The following is a 13,168-nucleotide window of genomic DNA, read 5'->3' on the forward strand; positions in this document are numbered from 1 at the left end:
GGTTGAGCATGCCGGAGATAACGCCGCGCTGGTCCGGGCGAATATCGCTCATGACCGCAGTGTTGTTGGCTGTCTGGAACAGCGCGTAGCCAATGGTGATGACGACCATCGGGGCGGTGTAGCCGCCGATACCGAGCGACTCCGGTATCAGCGAGAGCATGAGGCAACCGCTCGCCATTGCAATCAGCCCGAAGACGGTCATGCGTTGTGCGCCAAAACGGTCGGTAAGGCGACCCGCGGGCACCCCGGTCAGCGCCGCGAAAATCGGCCCGACCGACAAGGCCAGCCCGACAATAGCGGCATCAAGTCCGAGACCATGCGAGAGATAAAACGGCCCGACCACCAGCGTCGCCATCATCACCGTCGAGACAAGCGCGCTCATGGCGAGACTCCCGCTCAGCAGCGGATCGCGGAACATCGCCAATCGAATCAAGGGTGAGGCAACTCGCGCTTCGGCGAGCACGAAGAGGCCGACGCCGAAGGCTGCCACCAGCAGCAGGGCCCCATTGAGTGGACCGAAACTGCCGCGCCCAATCGTCATGGCCAGTGCATAAGCCGCAAGCGTCAGCGCCAGCAGCAACGTACCCAACGGATCGAAGCCGGCGCGCTCGGGTTTCGGCGCTTGGCGATCGGCGGGCAGGTAACGATGCGCGAGCAGAAACGTCAGGATTCCCAACGGTACGCTAATCAGGAAGATCGCCTGCCAGCCAAGGCCGGCGATCAGCACGCCGCCGAGCGACGGCCCCAGCGCGGTGCCAATCGCAGACATCGTCCCGAGCAAGCCCATGGCACTACCGGTTTTTGCCTTCGAAACCGTCTCGCCAACAAAGGCCATGGTCAGGGCCATCATGATGGCCGCACCGAGGCCTTGCAGCGCCCGGGCGGCAATCAGCAGCCAGAGCGTGGGTGCGACGCTGCACAGGGCCGAGGCCAGCGTGAACAAGAAAATGCCGGCCAGTAGCAGCCGTCGACGGCCGGTGATGTCGCCGAGGCGTCCGACGCTGACAATCAGGGTGGTGATGGCGAGAAGGTAAGCGAGGACGATCCATTGGACCTCCTGGAAGGAGGCGTTGAACGCCTGTGCCAACGTCGGCAAGCCGACATTGGCGATGCTGGTGCCGAGCGAGGACAGCAACATGGATAACGAAAGGCTGGCGAGCGCCCAGCGAACCGAGGGTACTCGTGGTGCGCTGCCGGCGACGGCCTCATCTCGTGCTGCACTGATTGGCTTCATCATGTTCCCTTTGTTTGGCGACTTCCGAAACGGAGCTGTCAGAAATCTACGCTGGCGCATAACATGGCGGAAGACGCAGCATTTGCACTTAATTCGTGCGTCTAACGCCTTATCACCCTCACGTTATTCCAGGGGCGATCCATGTCGACACCCGATCTCAACTTGCTGGTCACCCTTGATGTGCTGCTCGCAGAAGGCAGCGTTGCACGCGCCGCGAAGCGCTTGCGGCTGAGCCCGTCAGCGATGAGCCGGGCGCTGGCGCGACTGCGTGAAACCACCGGCGATCCGCTGCTGGTCAGGGCCGGACGCGGTCTTGTGCCCACCCCGAGAGCGCTCGAACTGCGCGAGCAGGTCAGTCAACTGGTGCAGGATGCCGAGGCGGTTCTGCGCCCGGCTGAAACACTCAACCTCAAACAGGTGGTCCGCACGTTCACGCTGCGCACCAGCGAAGGTTTTGTGGAGAGTTTCGGCGCGCAGTTGATTGCACGCGTCGGCGAGCAAGCCCCCGGCGTGCGGCTGCGGTTTGTGCAGAAACCCGATAAAGACAGCACGCCACTTCGCGACGGGAGCGTCGATCTGGAAACGGGGGTGGTGGGGAAGACTGAAGGCCCGGAGGTGCGTACGCAGGCACTGTTCAGGGACCGTTTCATTGGCGTTGTGCGAAAAGGGCATCCGCTGAGCCAGGGCGAGATGACGCCAGCTCGTTACGCAGCGGGCAGGCACATTTACGTTTCCCGGCGGGGGCTCGACAAGGGGCCAATCGATGAGGCCCTGAAGTCGCTGGAGCTTGCGCGGGAAGTGGTGACTATCGTCGACGGCTTTTCGACCGCAGTGGCGCTCGCCCGGGCCAGCGACCTGATCGCCAGCGTTCCGCAGCGGCACACCGAAAACCTGCGTGCCGGCATGCACAGCTTTGCGCTTCCACTGACCCTGCCGACGTTTACCGTCTCAATGCTCTGGCATCCACGGCTGGATGCCGACCTGGCGCATCGCTGGTTGCGCGGGTGCCTTCGGGAGGTGTGCGCGCAGCCGGGCAATGAGGGGGCATTGGGCGCGAGCGAGGTTGAATAGGGGACAAGGCTTGCGCCAGCGGGTACGAAAAAGCCCGCACAAGGCGGGCTTTGAAAATCGAGTAGGTGGCCGGCGCTGGTCCCCGGCTTACAAGGTTTATCAGGCCTCTCACAGAATTACCCGGGAACAAAAATAGGCTCTTCTGCTTCACACGGCATAAGGGCTGGATCTCAGCGCGGAGATCTTTCTAACCGTGTACCCTTCGGAACGTCGCCCCACGTTTCCTTGCTATCCTCTTGCGCATCAGTCTGCGTCTTCACCTACAGTTTCAGGATAGCAAAAACTCCAAAAAGCGGGTCGGGATTTTTTAGACCGATTGCGTTCAAGGAGGAGAGCGGCAGGATGGAAAAATGCTATCGCCAGCCGGACATGAGCGCACGGCAGCCACTGCTCTTTTTCCTGATGCCATCCACCCGCCAGCGCCCCTGAAACATCAGCGACAAATATCGTCTGCCAATCTCCTGGCCTGCTGAGTCGCGGCCTCACGCGCGCTGCGATCAATGTCTTCACCCAGGATGGTTTTCTCCACGATCACCGAATGCACATCCGTCACGCCGACAAATTTCAGCCAGGCTTCAACATAGGGCTTCTGAAAGTCGAAGCGCGTTGCCGGGGTGCTCGACTGCGCCGAAAAATCCAGGCCGCGGGCGTACATCACCACAGCGGTTTTGTTGAGTAGCATGCCTTCCAGGCCGCGCTCCGCGTCAACGCTGAACAGGATGTCTTTCTGCGACACCAGGTCGATGAAGTGCTTGAGTTTGTACGGAATGCTGAAATTCCACAGCGGTACGGACATCACCAGCACATCCGAGCGATGCAGGTGACTTGCCAGCTCTTTCAGCGTGTTCCAGGCGTCTTGTTGTGCCGGGGTCAAGGGCGTGCCATTGAGCCCGGCGTATTTGGCCTCCATCGCCAGATCATCGAATTCCGGTAACGCCATGTTCCAAAGGTCGAGCGTGATGATTTCGGTGTTTGGGGCGTGTTCCTGGTAACGCGAAATGAAGCTGCGGGCGACTTCAAGGGAAGCCGAGCGCTGCTTGCGTGGGGAACATTCAATATGCAGAAGAGTCGTCATGACGCGCCTCGAGTGGTGGGGGGTAGGGCAAGTGGGCGCATTGCAACATAGTTGAATTTGAAATATAAATCGTAAATTAATACGCAATTGATCACGAATAAAACTATGTTCGATACGCTGCTGCTCAAGACATTTGTCACTGTCGTCGATGAAGAAGGCTTCAGCCGTGCCGCCCAGAAGCTGCACCTCACTCAGTCTGCGGTCAGTGGCCACGTACGGCGATTGGAAGAGCAGATTGGTAAACCGCTGTTGACGCGTACCACCCGTTCCCAGCAATTGACTCCCGATGGCGAGCGCCTGGTCTCTTATGCGCGCACGATCCTTGTGCTGAACCGTGATGCCTGGGCAGAACTGACGCGCACGCCGTTTCACGGACGGCTGCGCATCGGGGTGTCCGAGGATTTTGTCGAGTCGCGGTTACTGCGCACTGTTCAGGATTTCGCGGCGCAGTACCCGGGCATGGAAATCGACGTGCAGGTGGGCATTCCTGGCACGTTGCTGAACCTGATGAAGCAAGGCCATCTGGAACTGGTCATCGGCTCTCTATGCGAAACCAGCGAAGCGGGGCTGCTGCTGTGGCAAGAGCCGTTGGTATGGGCCTGGCCAGCGCAACCCGTCACCCAATTACCGACGCCGTTGCCGCTGGCCCTGTTCCCCGAGCCGTGCCCTTATCGAGAGACAGCGCTGACGCGGCTGGCTCAGGTGGGGATCGCCCAACGCACGGCGATGTTATGCAGCAGCGCCGCCGGGTTGCGGGCGGCGGCGCTTGCAGGCTTTGCAGTCGCGCCCATGCCACTCAGCCAGTTGGGGCAAGGACTGGTGGCTCTTGGGGCTGAACATGGGTTACCGGATTTGCCGGATGTGCAATTTCGGTTGTTCACCTCTCCTGAAGCGGATCAGGCGATTGTGGCAGCGGTTACTCAGCTCATTGTGGAGTATTGCTCCACGCGAAGGGCTTGAGCGTCTTTGCCTCTGCGCTCGACTCATYGATAGGCGGCGTAGTCATTTGACCGTAACAACGACCTTGCCCTTGGCTCGTCCCTGCTCGACGTACTTCAATGCCTCTGCCGTAGATTCAAAGGGGAAGGAGCGGTCAACCACAGGTTTGATGATTCCGGCCTCAATGAGCTTGGTGATTTGTTGCAGTTGGGCGCCATTGGCCCGCATGAACACGAACGCGTAGCTGACGTCCTGCTTGCGTGCCTTGCGCCGAATACCGAGGCTCAGCAGGCGCATGACTTGCTTCAATGGCCAGGACAACCCTTGCTCCTGCGCGAACTGCGCAGTGGGTGGCCCTGAGATGGAAATGAGTTGGCCACCGGGCTTGAGGACCTTGAGTGACTGCTCCAGTACGTCCGCGCCGAGGCTGTTCAACACCACGTCGTAGTCGTGCAAGACACTGTCGAAGTTCTGCTGTGTGTAATCGATCACCAGGTCGGCTCCCAGCGCCTTCACCCATTCGACATTCGCGGTGCTGGTGGTGGTCGCGACAAAGGCGCCGAGGTGTTTGGCAAGTTGGATGGCGAGGGTGCCGACACCGCCGGAGCCGGCGTGGATCAGCACTTTCTGGCCCTTTTTCAGTTGGGCGGTTTCGACCAGCACTTGCCAGGCGGTCAGTGCGACCAAGGGGATGGACGCGGCTTGTGCCATGTTGGTATTGGCAGGTTTCAGGGCGATCGCGTTTTCGTTTACGGCGATCAATTGAGCGAACGTCCCGATCCGCGCTTCGGGCGGGCGAGCGTAGACTTCATCTCCCGGTTTGAAGCGTTTCACTTGCGCGCCAACCTCAACCACGACGCCCGCCAGGTCATTGCCCAGTATCAGCGGAAATGAATAGGGCAAGATCAGTTTGAATTCGCCTTTGCGGATCTTCGAATCCAGCACGTTGATGCTGCTGGCGTGTACCTCAATCAAGACGTCGTGGGTGCCCACCACGGGGGCGGGCGCTTCGCCAATGCGCCCGCTGCTCTTGCCGTAGCGATCAATTAAAAATGCCTTCATCGTTGTGCGGCTCTTGTCGGTTGGAATGAGGGTGGGCGGAGCGTTTGCGGCGTTGCTGCGCCGCGTTATCAGGCATCAAGGAACGCCAGTACCTTGGTCACAAAGTCAGCGTAGTGCTGGAAAATGCCGCCGTGCCCGGCATCTTCATAAATGACCAGTTGTGCATTGGGAATGCGGTTGGCAAGCTCAATCGAGTTGATGCTGGGCACCATGATGTCGTTGTCGCCGTTGACGATCAGCGTCGGCATCCACAAGCGCCCGAGGTTTTGGGGCGCCTGTCTGCCCCACGCGGTGATGGCTTTCAACTGCCGTAGGAAAGCGCTGGGCGTCGGGCCTTTGTCGCGATTTTTTTTGCGTTCTTTCAGGCGTTGCAAATACTGCGATGCGGCTCGACGGCCATTGGGCGTCGAAGTGAAGAACAGGTAGAACTTGGGATCTCGCAAGGTCAGCAAGCCCTTGATCATCAATGGCCACGTCACCGAACCGACCTTGTCGATACCGGTGCCGCCGGCCGGTCCGGTTCCGCTGAGAATCAATCGGCGTACCAATTCGGGCGCCTTCAGGGCGATGTCCTGGGCGACGAAGCCGCCGAGTGAGAAACCGAGCACGTCGACTGTCTCGAAACCCAGTGCACGTATCAGCTGGATGGCATCGTCAGCCATTTCGCCGACCGTCAGTGGCGCGGTTCCCCCAGAGCCGCCGATGCCGCGATAGTCGGTGGCAATGACACGCCGTGTTTGTGCCAGGCCATCGATTATCGCGGGGTCGAAGTTGTCCAGCACCGCGCCCCAGTGGTTGAACAGTACGAGGGGCACGTCGGTCTTGGGGCCGATGTCGCGATAGGCGAAGGGAGTGCCGTTGACCGTGATCGACTGGTTCGCCGCGTTGATAAACGACGTCTGCGAACCCGAGGGGGTATTTGTCTTCGTTGGATTCATTTCTACTCCGAACAGCGGGCCGGATTCGATGCGGCGTCTGGCACGCCTGCATCGAATCCGGCGCRAATGCTCGCTACCAAAAGATCACTGTTGAGTGTGGTAGCGCTGGGCRACYGCAGACTGGCGGATTTGCCCCAGCAGGCCCTGACGTGCGATTTGCAGGTCATCCCAGCGTTCAGCTTCTTGCAGCGGCGGGATCGTCACCGGTTCGCGACGATCGAAACCGACCAGTGCGGCATCCACCAGATCGTCCACTTCCATGATTTCGTTCAAGGTGTTGATGTCGACGCCGGAGCGATCCCAGATCTCCGTACGAGTGGCGGCCGGCAGCACGGCCTGCACGTAGACGCCCTGAGGCGAAAGTTCCAGGCTCAGGCCTTGGGAAAGGAATAGCACAAAGGCCTTGGTCGCACCGTAGACCGACATGCCGAACTCCGGCGCAAGACCCACCACCGAACCGATGTTGATGATCGCGCCGTCGCCTGCTTTGGCCAGGCGTGGGGCGATGGCACTGGCCAGGCGCACCAGTGCCGTGGTGTTGAGGGCAACCAGTTGCGCAACACTGTCGGTGCTTTGGTCGATGAAGTTACCGGACAGCGCGGCGCCGGCGTTATTGACGAGGATGCCGATACGAGCGTCGTCGCGCAGGCGGGACTCAACGGTTGTCAGATCGCTGAGTTGGGTCAGATCCGCCGGAATCACATCGACGGCGATGCCGTGTTCGCTGCGCAACCGGGCTGCAAGTGCGCCCAGGCGTGCTTGGTCGCGGGCGACTATTACCAGGTCGTGACCGCGTTGGGCGAAGCGTTCGGCGTAGACGGCGCCAATGCCGGTGGAGGCGCCAGTGATGAGAACAGTAGGGCGATTGCTCATGGGGTCATCTCTCTTTCAGGGTGTGTGAAAACAGAAAGCGCGGTCATGATTGCTCAGCTTGCGGTGGCGCTCGATTCAGCCAACGTCGGGTAGTCGATGTAGCCTGCCGAGCCGCCGCCATAGAGGGTGGCGGGATTGAAAGCGGACAACGGCGCGCCACGTTTGAGGCGCTCCACCAGATCCGGGTTGCCAATGAACGGGCGACCGAACGCGATCAGATCGGCCTGGTCTTCGGCGAGCCGCGAAGTCGCCAGGTCCAGGTCATAGCCGTTGTTGGCGATGTAGGTGTTTTTGAAGCGCTGGCGCAAGGCGCCGAACTCGAATGGCGCCACGTCACGCGGGCCACCGGTCGCGCCTTCGACCACGTGCAGATAAACGACGCCGAGGGCGTCGATTTGATCGACGACGTAATCGAATTGCGCCTGCGGATCGCTGCTGGAAACGCCATTGGCCGGCGACACCGGCGACAAGCGCACCCCGGTGCGATCCGCGCCGATTTCATTGACGACGGCTGCCGTCACTTCGAGCAACAGACGCGCACGATTTTCAATCGAACCGCCGTAAGCATCGGTGCGCACGTTGGCGCTGTCCTTGAGGAATTGATCCAGCAAATAGCCGTTTGCGCCGTGAATCTCCACGCCATCGAACCCGGCGGCGACAGCGTTTGCCGCGGCCCGGCGGAAATCGGAGACGATCCCCGGTAGTTCGCCGATGTCCAGTGCGCGCGGCTCGGAGACGTCTTCAAAGCGGTTGTTGACGAATACTTTTGTCGCGGCTCGCAGCGCAGAAGGGGCTACGGGTGCGGCGCCGTTTTCTTGCAGATCAACGTGCGACACACGGCCGACATGCCACAGTTGCAGGAAGATTTTTCCGCCCTTGGCGTGGACGGCATCGGTCACTTTGCGCCAGCCATCTATCTGCGCCTGCGTGTAGATCCCGGGGGTGTCCTGATAGCCCTGACCCTGTTGGGAAATCTGCGTGGCCTMGCTGATCAGCAAGCCTGCGCTTGCACGTTGGCTGTAATAGGTGGCCGCGAACTCGCTTGGCACAAAGCCTTCACCTGCGCGGTTGCGAGTCAGTGGCGCGAGGACGACACGGTTCGACAGCGTGAGGGCGCCAAGCGTGTAAGGGGTGAACAGATTCTGGTCGGTCATTTGGTATTTCTTCCGTGCCCGTTGATGGAGATCGTTGTGCGTGCAATTAGGATGATGATCGAAATCTAAGCTGTCAACGATTTTGATTATGACCAACATCTATGTATCATTGGGCGCATGATTTCCCAGTGAACATGAGGTATTGCACGTGAGAGTGACCAAGGCCCAGGCGCAGGCCAATCGGGAGCACATCGTTGAAACGGCCTCTGAGCTGTTCCGTGAGCGCGGCTTCGACGGCGTCGGTGTGTCGGATCTCATGGCGGCTGCCGGTTTCACCCACGGAGGTTTCTACAAGCATTTCGGTTCGAAGGCCGACCTGATGGCCGAAGCTTCGGCCTGCAGTCTTTCCAAATCGCAGGTGGGCGCGGAAGCGCTCGATGTTCCGGGCTTCATCGACGTCTATGTGACGAGGGAGCATCGGGACCGACGTGGCAGCGGTTGCACCATGGCCGCGTTGTGTAGCGATGCGGCGCGTCAATCGGACGATGTGAAAGCGACGTTTGCCGAAGGGATCGAGCACATCCTGCAAACACTGGGGGACAAATATCCGACCAGGCCGGATGCCGCTCCGGGTGAGGGCAGAAAGAAAATGATCGACCTGCTGTCTCGTGCTGTCGGTGCGATTATTTTGTCGCGTGCCTGCCCGGATCATTCCGCGCTGGCGGATGAGATCCTTGAGGTGTGCCGCGCTGAAATGTTTGCTTCATTGCCGGTCAATGAAGTGGACGCGGTGTAGAGCGGCGGCTCATTCAAAGCAGATTTTCGGTAGAACTTCGATTTTGATGCGCGGACCCGAAAGTCAACTTTGGGGTGTGGATTCAACCGGTTGATGCTTTGGCGGGCTCCTTCGTGTGGGGCGGCACTGGACGAAGCAATCGGTTCATCGTGATCAGTTCAGCACTTGGAGTACCGATGACGGTGCGAGTGAGATAAGTCCGCCTGGGGGAGGGGAGACTCAGCCCGCATCAGCGTTCTGCAACAAAGCCGTATATGTCTGGACATATTTTGCGGGTGCCAGACCGACCATCCGGGTGAAGTCCCTGATGAAGTGTGCCTGATCAAAATAACCCAGCTTGAGCGCGAGATCCGCCCCCGGCCGGGCTTCGCCGCTTTGCAGCAGGGTCAGTGCTTCATGTAGCCGGTATCGGGCAATCACCCACTTCGGACTTACGCCAACGTAATGGGCAAAGAGGCGTTGTAACTGCCGCTCGCTAACCCTGGACAACTCACTGAGTTGTGCCACTGTTGTCAGTCTGTTGTCTGAAGCGATTTGGGCGATGAGGTCGTTGAGAAGCTGTACACGCTCATCGGGTTGCGGCAAGCAGGGACTCAGCAACGCTTCTGATTGCTCGCACAGGCTCGCCATCCCCGGACATTCGGTGTGCTCGGCCAACCTGTCGACCACCGCCCCAAAAACTTCAGCGGCCCGGATCGATCGGTTGGTTAATCGGCTGACAGGTCCGCCCAGAAATGGCTGGAATGCAGCGGGACGAAACTTGATTCCAAACGCCCAGCTGTTGCCGGACAGCGTCTTGCTGAAGCGGGAGCGACGGGGGCCCCACACATGGACCTGACCCCTTTCCACAACGAGATGCACATTGGGGTGAGGCAGGGTTTCCTGTTGCTGTGCAGGCTGATCACTGAGATTCCAGCTGACATGCCAATAATGTTCAACCCAGGGTGCCAACTGGACTGAAGGTGCCTCACGAGTGTGAGTGAACTGCGGGCCGTTCAATCGCTRATTAAGGACGCCTCGTGCGGGCTGCAGGATAACAGTAGAGGCTGGTCGTGTTTTTCCAATCATCTTCGGTCGCCATTTGCTCCAATGCAGATCAGGGACAGGTCCGACGGTGTGGACCGCTCAAATAGGCCGCTGATCTCGGCATAGGTGGGGACTGTAAACAGTCGAGTGATCAGCGTCGACAACAACTGCGCCTGGTTTAGACCGTACGGCATTACTGGATTATTAATGGAGATAACAGCATGCAAGCCAAGGGAACATTCGACGTCCAACTCCCCGTCCATCCTGTTGCGACCGGTACCGAGGCCGCTCAACTGAGCAGAAAGGCCATACACAAAACGTTTCAGGGAGACTTGGTGGCCAGTAGTCTGGGAGAGATGCTTGCCTCCCTCTCGACAGTCCCGGGATCTGCCGGCTATGTGGCAATGGAGCGGGTTGAAGGTAATCTGGCGGGAAGGGCAGGCAGCTTTGTGTTGATGCATTTTGGAACGATGGACAGAGGCCAGCGAACACTGACCATTCAGGTCGTGCCCGACTCGGGTACCGGTGAGTTGGAGGGACTCAGTGGCACGATGGAAATAGATATCCGTGATGGGCAGCATTTCTATCTGTTCAACTATCAACTCATGTCACGCGCTGAATAGTGATGAAGCTCAAACGCATCATCCTGATATCGGCCATTGCCGTCGGGCCATTTCGAAGCGTCTGTCCCTGGAGGACCCAATGCCGCCTATCACCACGTGCCTGGTGGCGCTGTTTGTTCTTTGCCTGACTCTTGCAGTGCCAGCCCAGGCCAACACCTGCCCGGCTGGCGAGAAACAAGTGTGCCTGGACGGCTGCATCTGCCTGCCGGATCTGGGGCAGATGCCTGATGGCATCGACCAGATCGCGGCACCTGCCCTGGCGCTGTGGCTGACCCAAGCCCGTGCTGAGGCGGCCAACGCCGACATCCAGCCCATTCCACCGCACATCCGGGAGCAACTGCTGCGCTGGTACGACCCCAGTGTCCTCGACGCCGCGCACTACAAAGTTAGCGACAACGGTCAACTCAGCGCCGCCACTGCCATGCTGCAAAATCCCGATGTCGGTGCCGTGACGCTAATCGACATCATCCTCTTCCGGGACGCTCAAACCGCAGAACAGGACGTCGCGCTCTGGGCCCACGAACTGAAGCATGTGCAGCAGTATCAGGAATGGGGGGTAGAAGGATTTGCCCAGCGCTATACACACGATTTCAATGCTGTGGAGGCGCCGGCTTATGCCATACAGGCTGAGGTCAGACGGTCGGTGCGGGCAGGGACTCACTGACGATTGCCGCGTTGAAGAGGGCCAAGTCCCGTGTCTTATCCGCAAGCTGGAGCCTTACACGGATGGCCCGGATATCTCTGACCCGGAGCGGGGCTGTTTGCCCAACTAGCATTCCCTTGTTCCAAGGCTGATGCTGCGGGAACTTCAGGGTACTCGCCAGGTCAGTTGGGAGCTGTTTTACGGCAGTGCCGTCCGAGATCAGTCGAGTCCGCCCCCTGATGCCAACCAAGAGTTTTCTGCCGGGTCTTATCCTGGTGTTCTGCGCCGTCGCGTCGCTTTGTTCGGTTGCTGCCGAGCGAAGAGCGCCCTCGCAAAGTAACAGCGCATCAACCACCCTGATCGAAACGGCCTCGCGGCAGTACGGCGATGGCCAGTTGGACCAGGCCGCTGCCACGCTGGAGCGTGCCCTGCATATCCAGCCGAACAACCCCGCGACCCTGCATTACCTCGGTGTATTACGTCTTCAGCAGGGTCAGTACCAGCAGGCTGAAACGCTGGCGGTGCGCTCGAACATGCGGGTGGGTGGCAACGTCGCGTTACGCAACCGCAACTTCCAATTGATCCAGGCGGCGCAGCAGGCCCAGGCGTCGAATACCCCACCCAACGCCAAAGCGGACCAGGTCGCCGTACAGCAGGGGCTGGAAGAGGAGACCCAACGGCGCCGCGAAGCAGAAATGGCCGTTGCTGAACAATCCACTCTGGATGCTGGGCGCGACGCTGGCAACTTCGCTTACGCAAAGGCAGATGGGGTATCGGATTCACCGACGGCTGGCAGACCTCGGTCCGAAGGACAATTGCAAATGACTTCCGTCGAGCCAGAGCCCGAGTACGACGAGGTTGATATTCCTCGCGGCCATTGGCCGCCTCCGGGTAAATGCCGAATCTGGTTTCCTGATCGCCCGCCGGGGCATCAGCCCGCACCCGGCAGTTGCAAGAAGCTGCGACATCGGGTTCCGTTAGGGGCCTACCTGGTGCGCGGTTGAGTTTCTGAGTGCCAGTCGCCGTAAATCGCTTACATCGGCGAACCACTCATGGGATTGAAGGGTGTGGAATGCATCATGTGTCCCATATCCCCACGCAACCGCGCCAAAGGCGATACCGGCAGTCGCTGCGGCTTCACCATCCGTAGGTTGGTCGCCGATGTAGATCACGTCCTCTTGCGCCACGCCGAATTTGCGCATGACACGGCGCAAGCGAGACGCCTTGCCGAAAATCGAGGCACCGCACTCGAAGGCCTGGATATGTCGACAGCTGGAGCCCAGAATTTGCGTGACATTTTCTCGGGAATTAGAAGACACCACGGCCAGAATCAGTCCCTTCTCGTCAAGATGGAGCAGGGTATTGGCGATGTTCTCGAAGAGCAGGATCGAGCTTCGATGTTTCTTCATCAAGCCCATGAAGGTTCGCGCCACCAGAGGCAACTTCCAGCGGGGCATTCCGATATGCGTCATGATTTCCCGAGCCCCCTGCTTGCGCAGAGAGTCCAACTCTTGCGGGTGAATCCGACGGAATGCGTGCTTGTCAGCGACCTGGTTGAACAYGGTAACAAAGAACGAAAATGAATCAGCGAGCGTGCCATCAAAGTCGAAAATGACAAGTCGGTATGACATGTAAAAGCTCCTCCCTGGAGTGTGGTAGCCGAATACAGACGGCTGCTTGTGCAGGGCGATCAAGTCGCCCGATCAACTGGGAGGGCGCATTATCCCTGCTCCGGAATCTGTACGGAAGGAGAGCGAGGTTAACGTTTGTAGAGGGGCTGCTTCTGGATCTGAG

The 13,168-nt window shown here is 59.5% G+C and carries 14 protein-coding genes and 1 pseudogene; 6 read left to right on the forward strand and 9 right to left on the reverse strand.

Annotation, left to right across the window (positions count from 1 at the left end; genetic code table 11):
• The coding region (locus AC1DH9_RS08135; protein ID WP_477808027.1) for an MFS transporter at positions 1 to 1,234 on the reverse strand (1,234 nt) is incomplete at its 3' end.
• A gap of 141 nt (positions 1,235 to 1,375) precedes the next feature.
• On the opposite strand from AC1DH9_RS08135, the gene AC1DH9_RS08140 reads away from it, so the two are divergent.
• The gene (locus AC1DH9_RS08140; RefSeq protein WP_427546868.1) at positions 1,376 to 2,305 is read left to right on the forward strand and encodes a LysR family transcriptional regulator; all 930 of its coding nucleotides are present in this window, start codon (positions 1,376 to 1,378) and stop codon (positions 2,303 to 2,305) included.
• A gap of 433 nt (positions 2,306 to 2,738) precedes the next feature.
• Here AC1DH9_RS08140 and AC1DH9_RS08145 read toward each other — a convergent pair whose 3' ends face one another.
• Positions 2,739 to 3,380 (reverse strand): FMN-dependent NADH-azoreductase, encoded by a 642-nt coding sequence (locus tag AC1DH9_RS08145; protein ID WP_427546870.1) that lies wholly within the window; start codon positions 3,378 to 3,380, stop codon positions 2,739 to 2,741.
• A gap of 105 nt (positions 3,381 to 3,485) precedes the next feature.
• Between AC1DH9_RS08145 and AC1DH9_RS08150 the strand changes: the two genes are divergently transcribed.
• A complete protein-coding gene (locus AC1DH9_RS08150; protein WP_427546873.1) occupies positions 3,486 to 4,340 on the forward strand; it encodes a LysR substrate-binding domain-containing protein in 855 nt (284 codons plus the stop codon).
• Positions 4,341 to 4,382: 42 nt separating this feature from the next.
• Here the strand turns inward: AC1DH9_RS08150 and AC1DH9_RS08155 are convergent, their stop codons facing one another.
• The 4 genes from AC1DH9_RS08155 to AC1DH9_RS08170 all read right to left on the reverse strand — a co-directional run bounded on the left by AC1DH9_RS08155 (position 4,383) and on the right by AC1DH9_RS08170 (position 8,346).
• Positions 4,383 to 5,381 carry an NADP-dependent oxidoreductase gene (locus AC1DH9_RS08155; RefSeq protein WP_427546876.1) on the reverse strand — a complete coding sequence of 333 codons (999 nt, stop codon included), beginning with the start codon at positions 5,379 to 5,381 and terminating at the stop codon, positions 4,383 to 4,385.
• 68 nt (positions 5,382 to 5,449) lie between these two features.
• Positions 5,450 to 6,319, reverse strand: coding sequence for an alpha/beta fold hydrolase (locus AC1DH9_RS08160; protein ID WP_427546879.1), 870 nt, complete (start codon positions 6,317 to 6,319; stop codon positions 5,450 to 5,452).
• Between the two features lie 84 nt (positions 6,320 to 6,403).
• Positions 6,404 to 7,192: an SDR family NAD(P)-dependent oxidoreductase gene (locus AC1DH9_RS08165; RefSeq protein ID WP_427546882.1), complete on the reverse strand. Its 789-nt coding sequence runs from the start codon at positions 7,190 to 7,192 to the stop codon at positions 6,404 to 6,406.
• Positions 7,193 to 7,245: 53 nt separating this feature from the next.
• Entirely contained in the window at positions 7,246 to 8,346 is a 1,101-nt protein-coding gene (locus AC1DH9_RS08170) for an alkene reductase (RefSeq protein WP_477808028.1), read from the reverse strand.
• 148 nt (positions 8,347 to 8,494) lie between these two features.
• Between AC1DH9_RS08170 and AC1DH9_RS08175 the strand changes: the two genes are divergently transcribed.
• Entirely contained in the window at positions 8,495 to 9,082 is a 588-nt protein-coding gene (locus AC1DH9_RS08175; RefSeq protein WP_427546888.1) for a TetR/AcrR family transcriptional regulator, read from the forward strand.
• A gap of 219 nt (positions 9,083 to 9,301) precedes the next feature.
• Here AC1DH9_RS08175 and AC1DH9_RS08180 read toward each other — a convergent pair whose 3' ends face one another.
• On the reverse strand, positions 9,302 to 10,150 hold the full coding sequence (locus tag AC1DH9_RS08180) for an AraC family transcriptional regulator (RefSeq protein ID WP_477808029.1): 849 nt from the start codon (positions 10,148 to 10,150) through the stop codon (positions 9,302 to 9,304).
• A gap of 179 nt (positions 10,151 to 10,329) precedes the next feature.
• On the opposite strand from AC1DH9_RS08180, the gene AC1DH9_RS08185 reads away from it, so the two are divergent.
• Both AC1DH9_RS08185 and AC1DH9_RS08190 read left to right on the forward strand, forming a co-directional pair.
• Positions 10,330 to 10,731: a DUF3224 domain-containing protein gene (locus tag AC1DH9_RS08185; protein WP_427546894.1), complete on the forward strand. Its 402-nt coding sequence runs from the start codon at positions 10,330 to 10,332 to the stop codon at positions 10,729 to 10,731.
• A gap of 79 nt (positions 10,732 to 10,810) precedes the next feature.
• Complete coding sequence (locus AC1DH9_RS08190; protein ID WP_427546897.1) at positions 10,811 to 11,395, forward strand: eCIS core domain-containing protein; 585 nt, start codon at positions 10,811 to 10,813, stop codon at positions 11,393 to 11,395.
• Here AC1DH9_RS08190 and AC1DH9_RS08195 read toward each other — a convergent pair.
• Positions 11,388 to 11,507, reverse strand: a pseudogene (locus AC1DH9_RS08195) (integrase); the annotation flags it as partial. The gene AC1DH9_RS08190 and the pseudogene AC1DH9_RS08195 sit on opposite strands and share 8 nt — an antisense overlap.
• 106 nt (positions 11,508 to 11,613) lie before the next feature.
• Between AC1DH9_RS08195 and AC1DH9_RS08200 the strand changes: the two are divergent.
• Complete coding sequence (locus AC1DH9_RS08200; protein ID WP_427546900.1) at positions 11,614 to 12,378, forward strand: tetratricopeptide repeat protein; 765 nt, start codon at positions 11,614 to 11,616, stop codon at positions 12,376 to 12,378.
• On the opposite strand, the gene AC1DH9_RS08205 is transcribed toward AC1DH9_RS08200, so the two are convergent.
• Positions 12,352 to 13,005 (reverse strand): HAD hydrolase-like protein, encoded by a 654-nt coding sequence (locus tag AC1DH9_RS08205; protein WP_477808030.1) that lies wholly within the window; start codon positions 13,003 to 13,005, stop codon positions 12,352 to 12,354. The genes AC1DH9_RS08200 and AC1DH9_RS08205 overlap by 27 nt on opposite strands.
• Positions 13,006 to 13,168 lie beyond the last annotated feature (163 nt).

The sequence above is a fragment of the Pseudomonas sp. 05T35 genome, from assembly GCF_056396605.1.

Excerpts from the sequence above, each read along its gene's own strand:
- AC1DH9_RS08145 (WP_427546870.1), bottom strand. The coding sequence starts at position 3,380 with ATGACGACTCTTCTGCATATTGAATGTTCCCCACGCAAGCAGCGCTCG.
- AC1DH9_RS08155 (WP_427546876.1), bottom strand. The coding sequence starts at position 5,381 with ATGAAGGCATTTTTAATTGATCGCTACGGCAAGAGCAGCGGGCGCATT.
- AC1DH9_RS08190 (WP_427546897.1), top strand. The coding sequence starts at position 10,811 with ATGCCGCCTATCACCACGTGCCTGGTGGCGCTGTTTGTTCTTTGCCTG.
- AC1DH9_RS08200 (WP_427546900.1), top strand. The coding sequence starts at position 11,614 with ATGCCAACCAAGAGTTTTCTGCCGGGTCTTATCCTGGTGTTCTGCGCC.
- AC1DH9_RS08160 (WP_427546879.1), bottom strand. The coding sequence starts at position 6,319 with ATGAATCCAACGAAGACAAATACCCCCTCGGGTTCGCAGACGTCGTTT.
- AC1DH9_RS08185 (WP_427546894.1), top strand. The coding sequence starts at position 10,330 with ATGCAAGCCAAGGGAACATTCGACGTCCAACTCCCCGTCCATCCTGTT.
- AC1DH9_RS08150 (WP_427546873.1), top strand. The coding sequence starts at position 3,486 with ATGTTCGATACGCTGCTGCTCAAGACATTTGTCACTGTCGTCGATGAA.
- AC1DH9_RS08140 (WP_427546868.1), top strand. The coding sequence starts at position 1,376 with ATGTCGACACCCGATCTCAACTTGCTGGTCACCCTTGATGTGCTGCTC.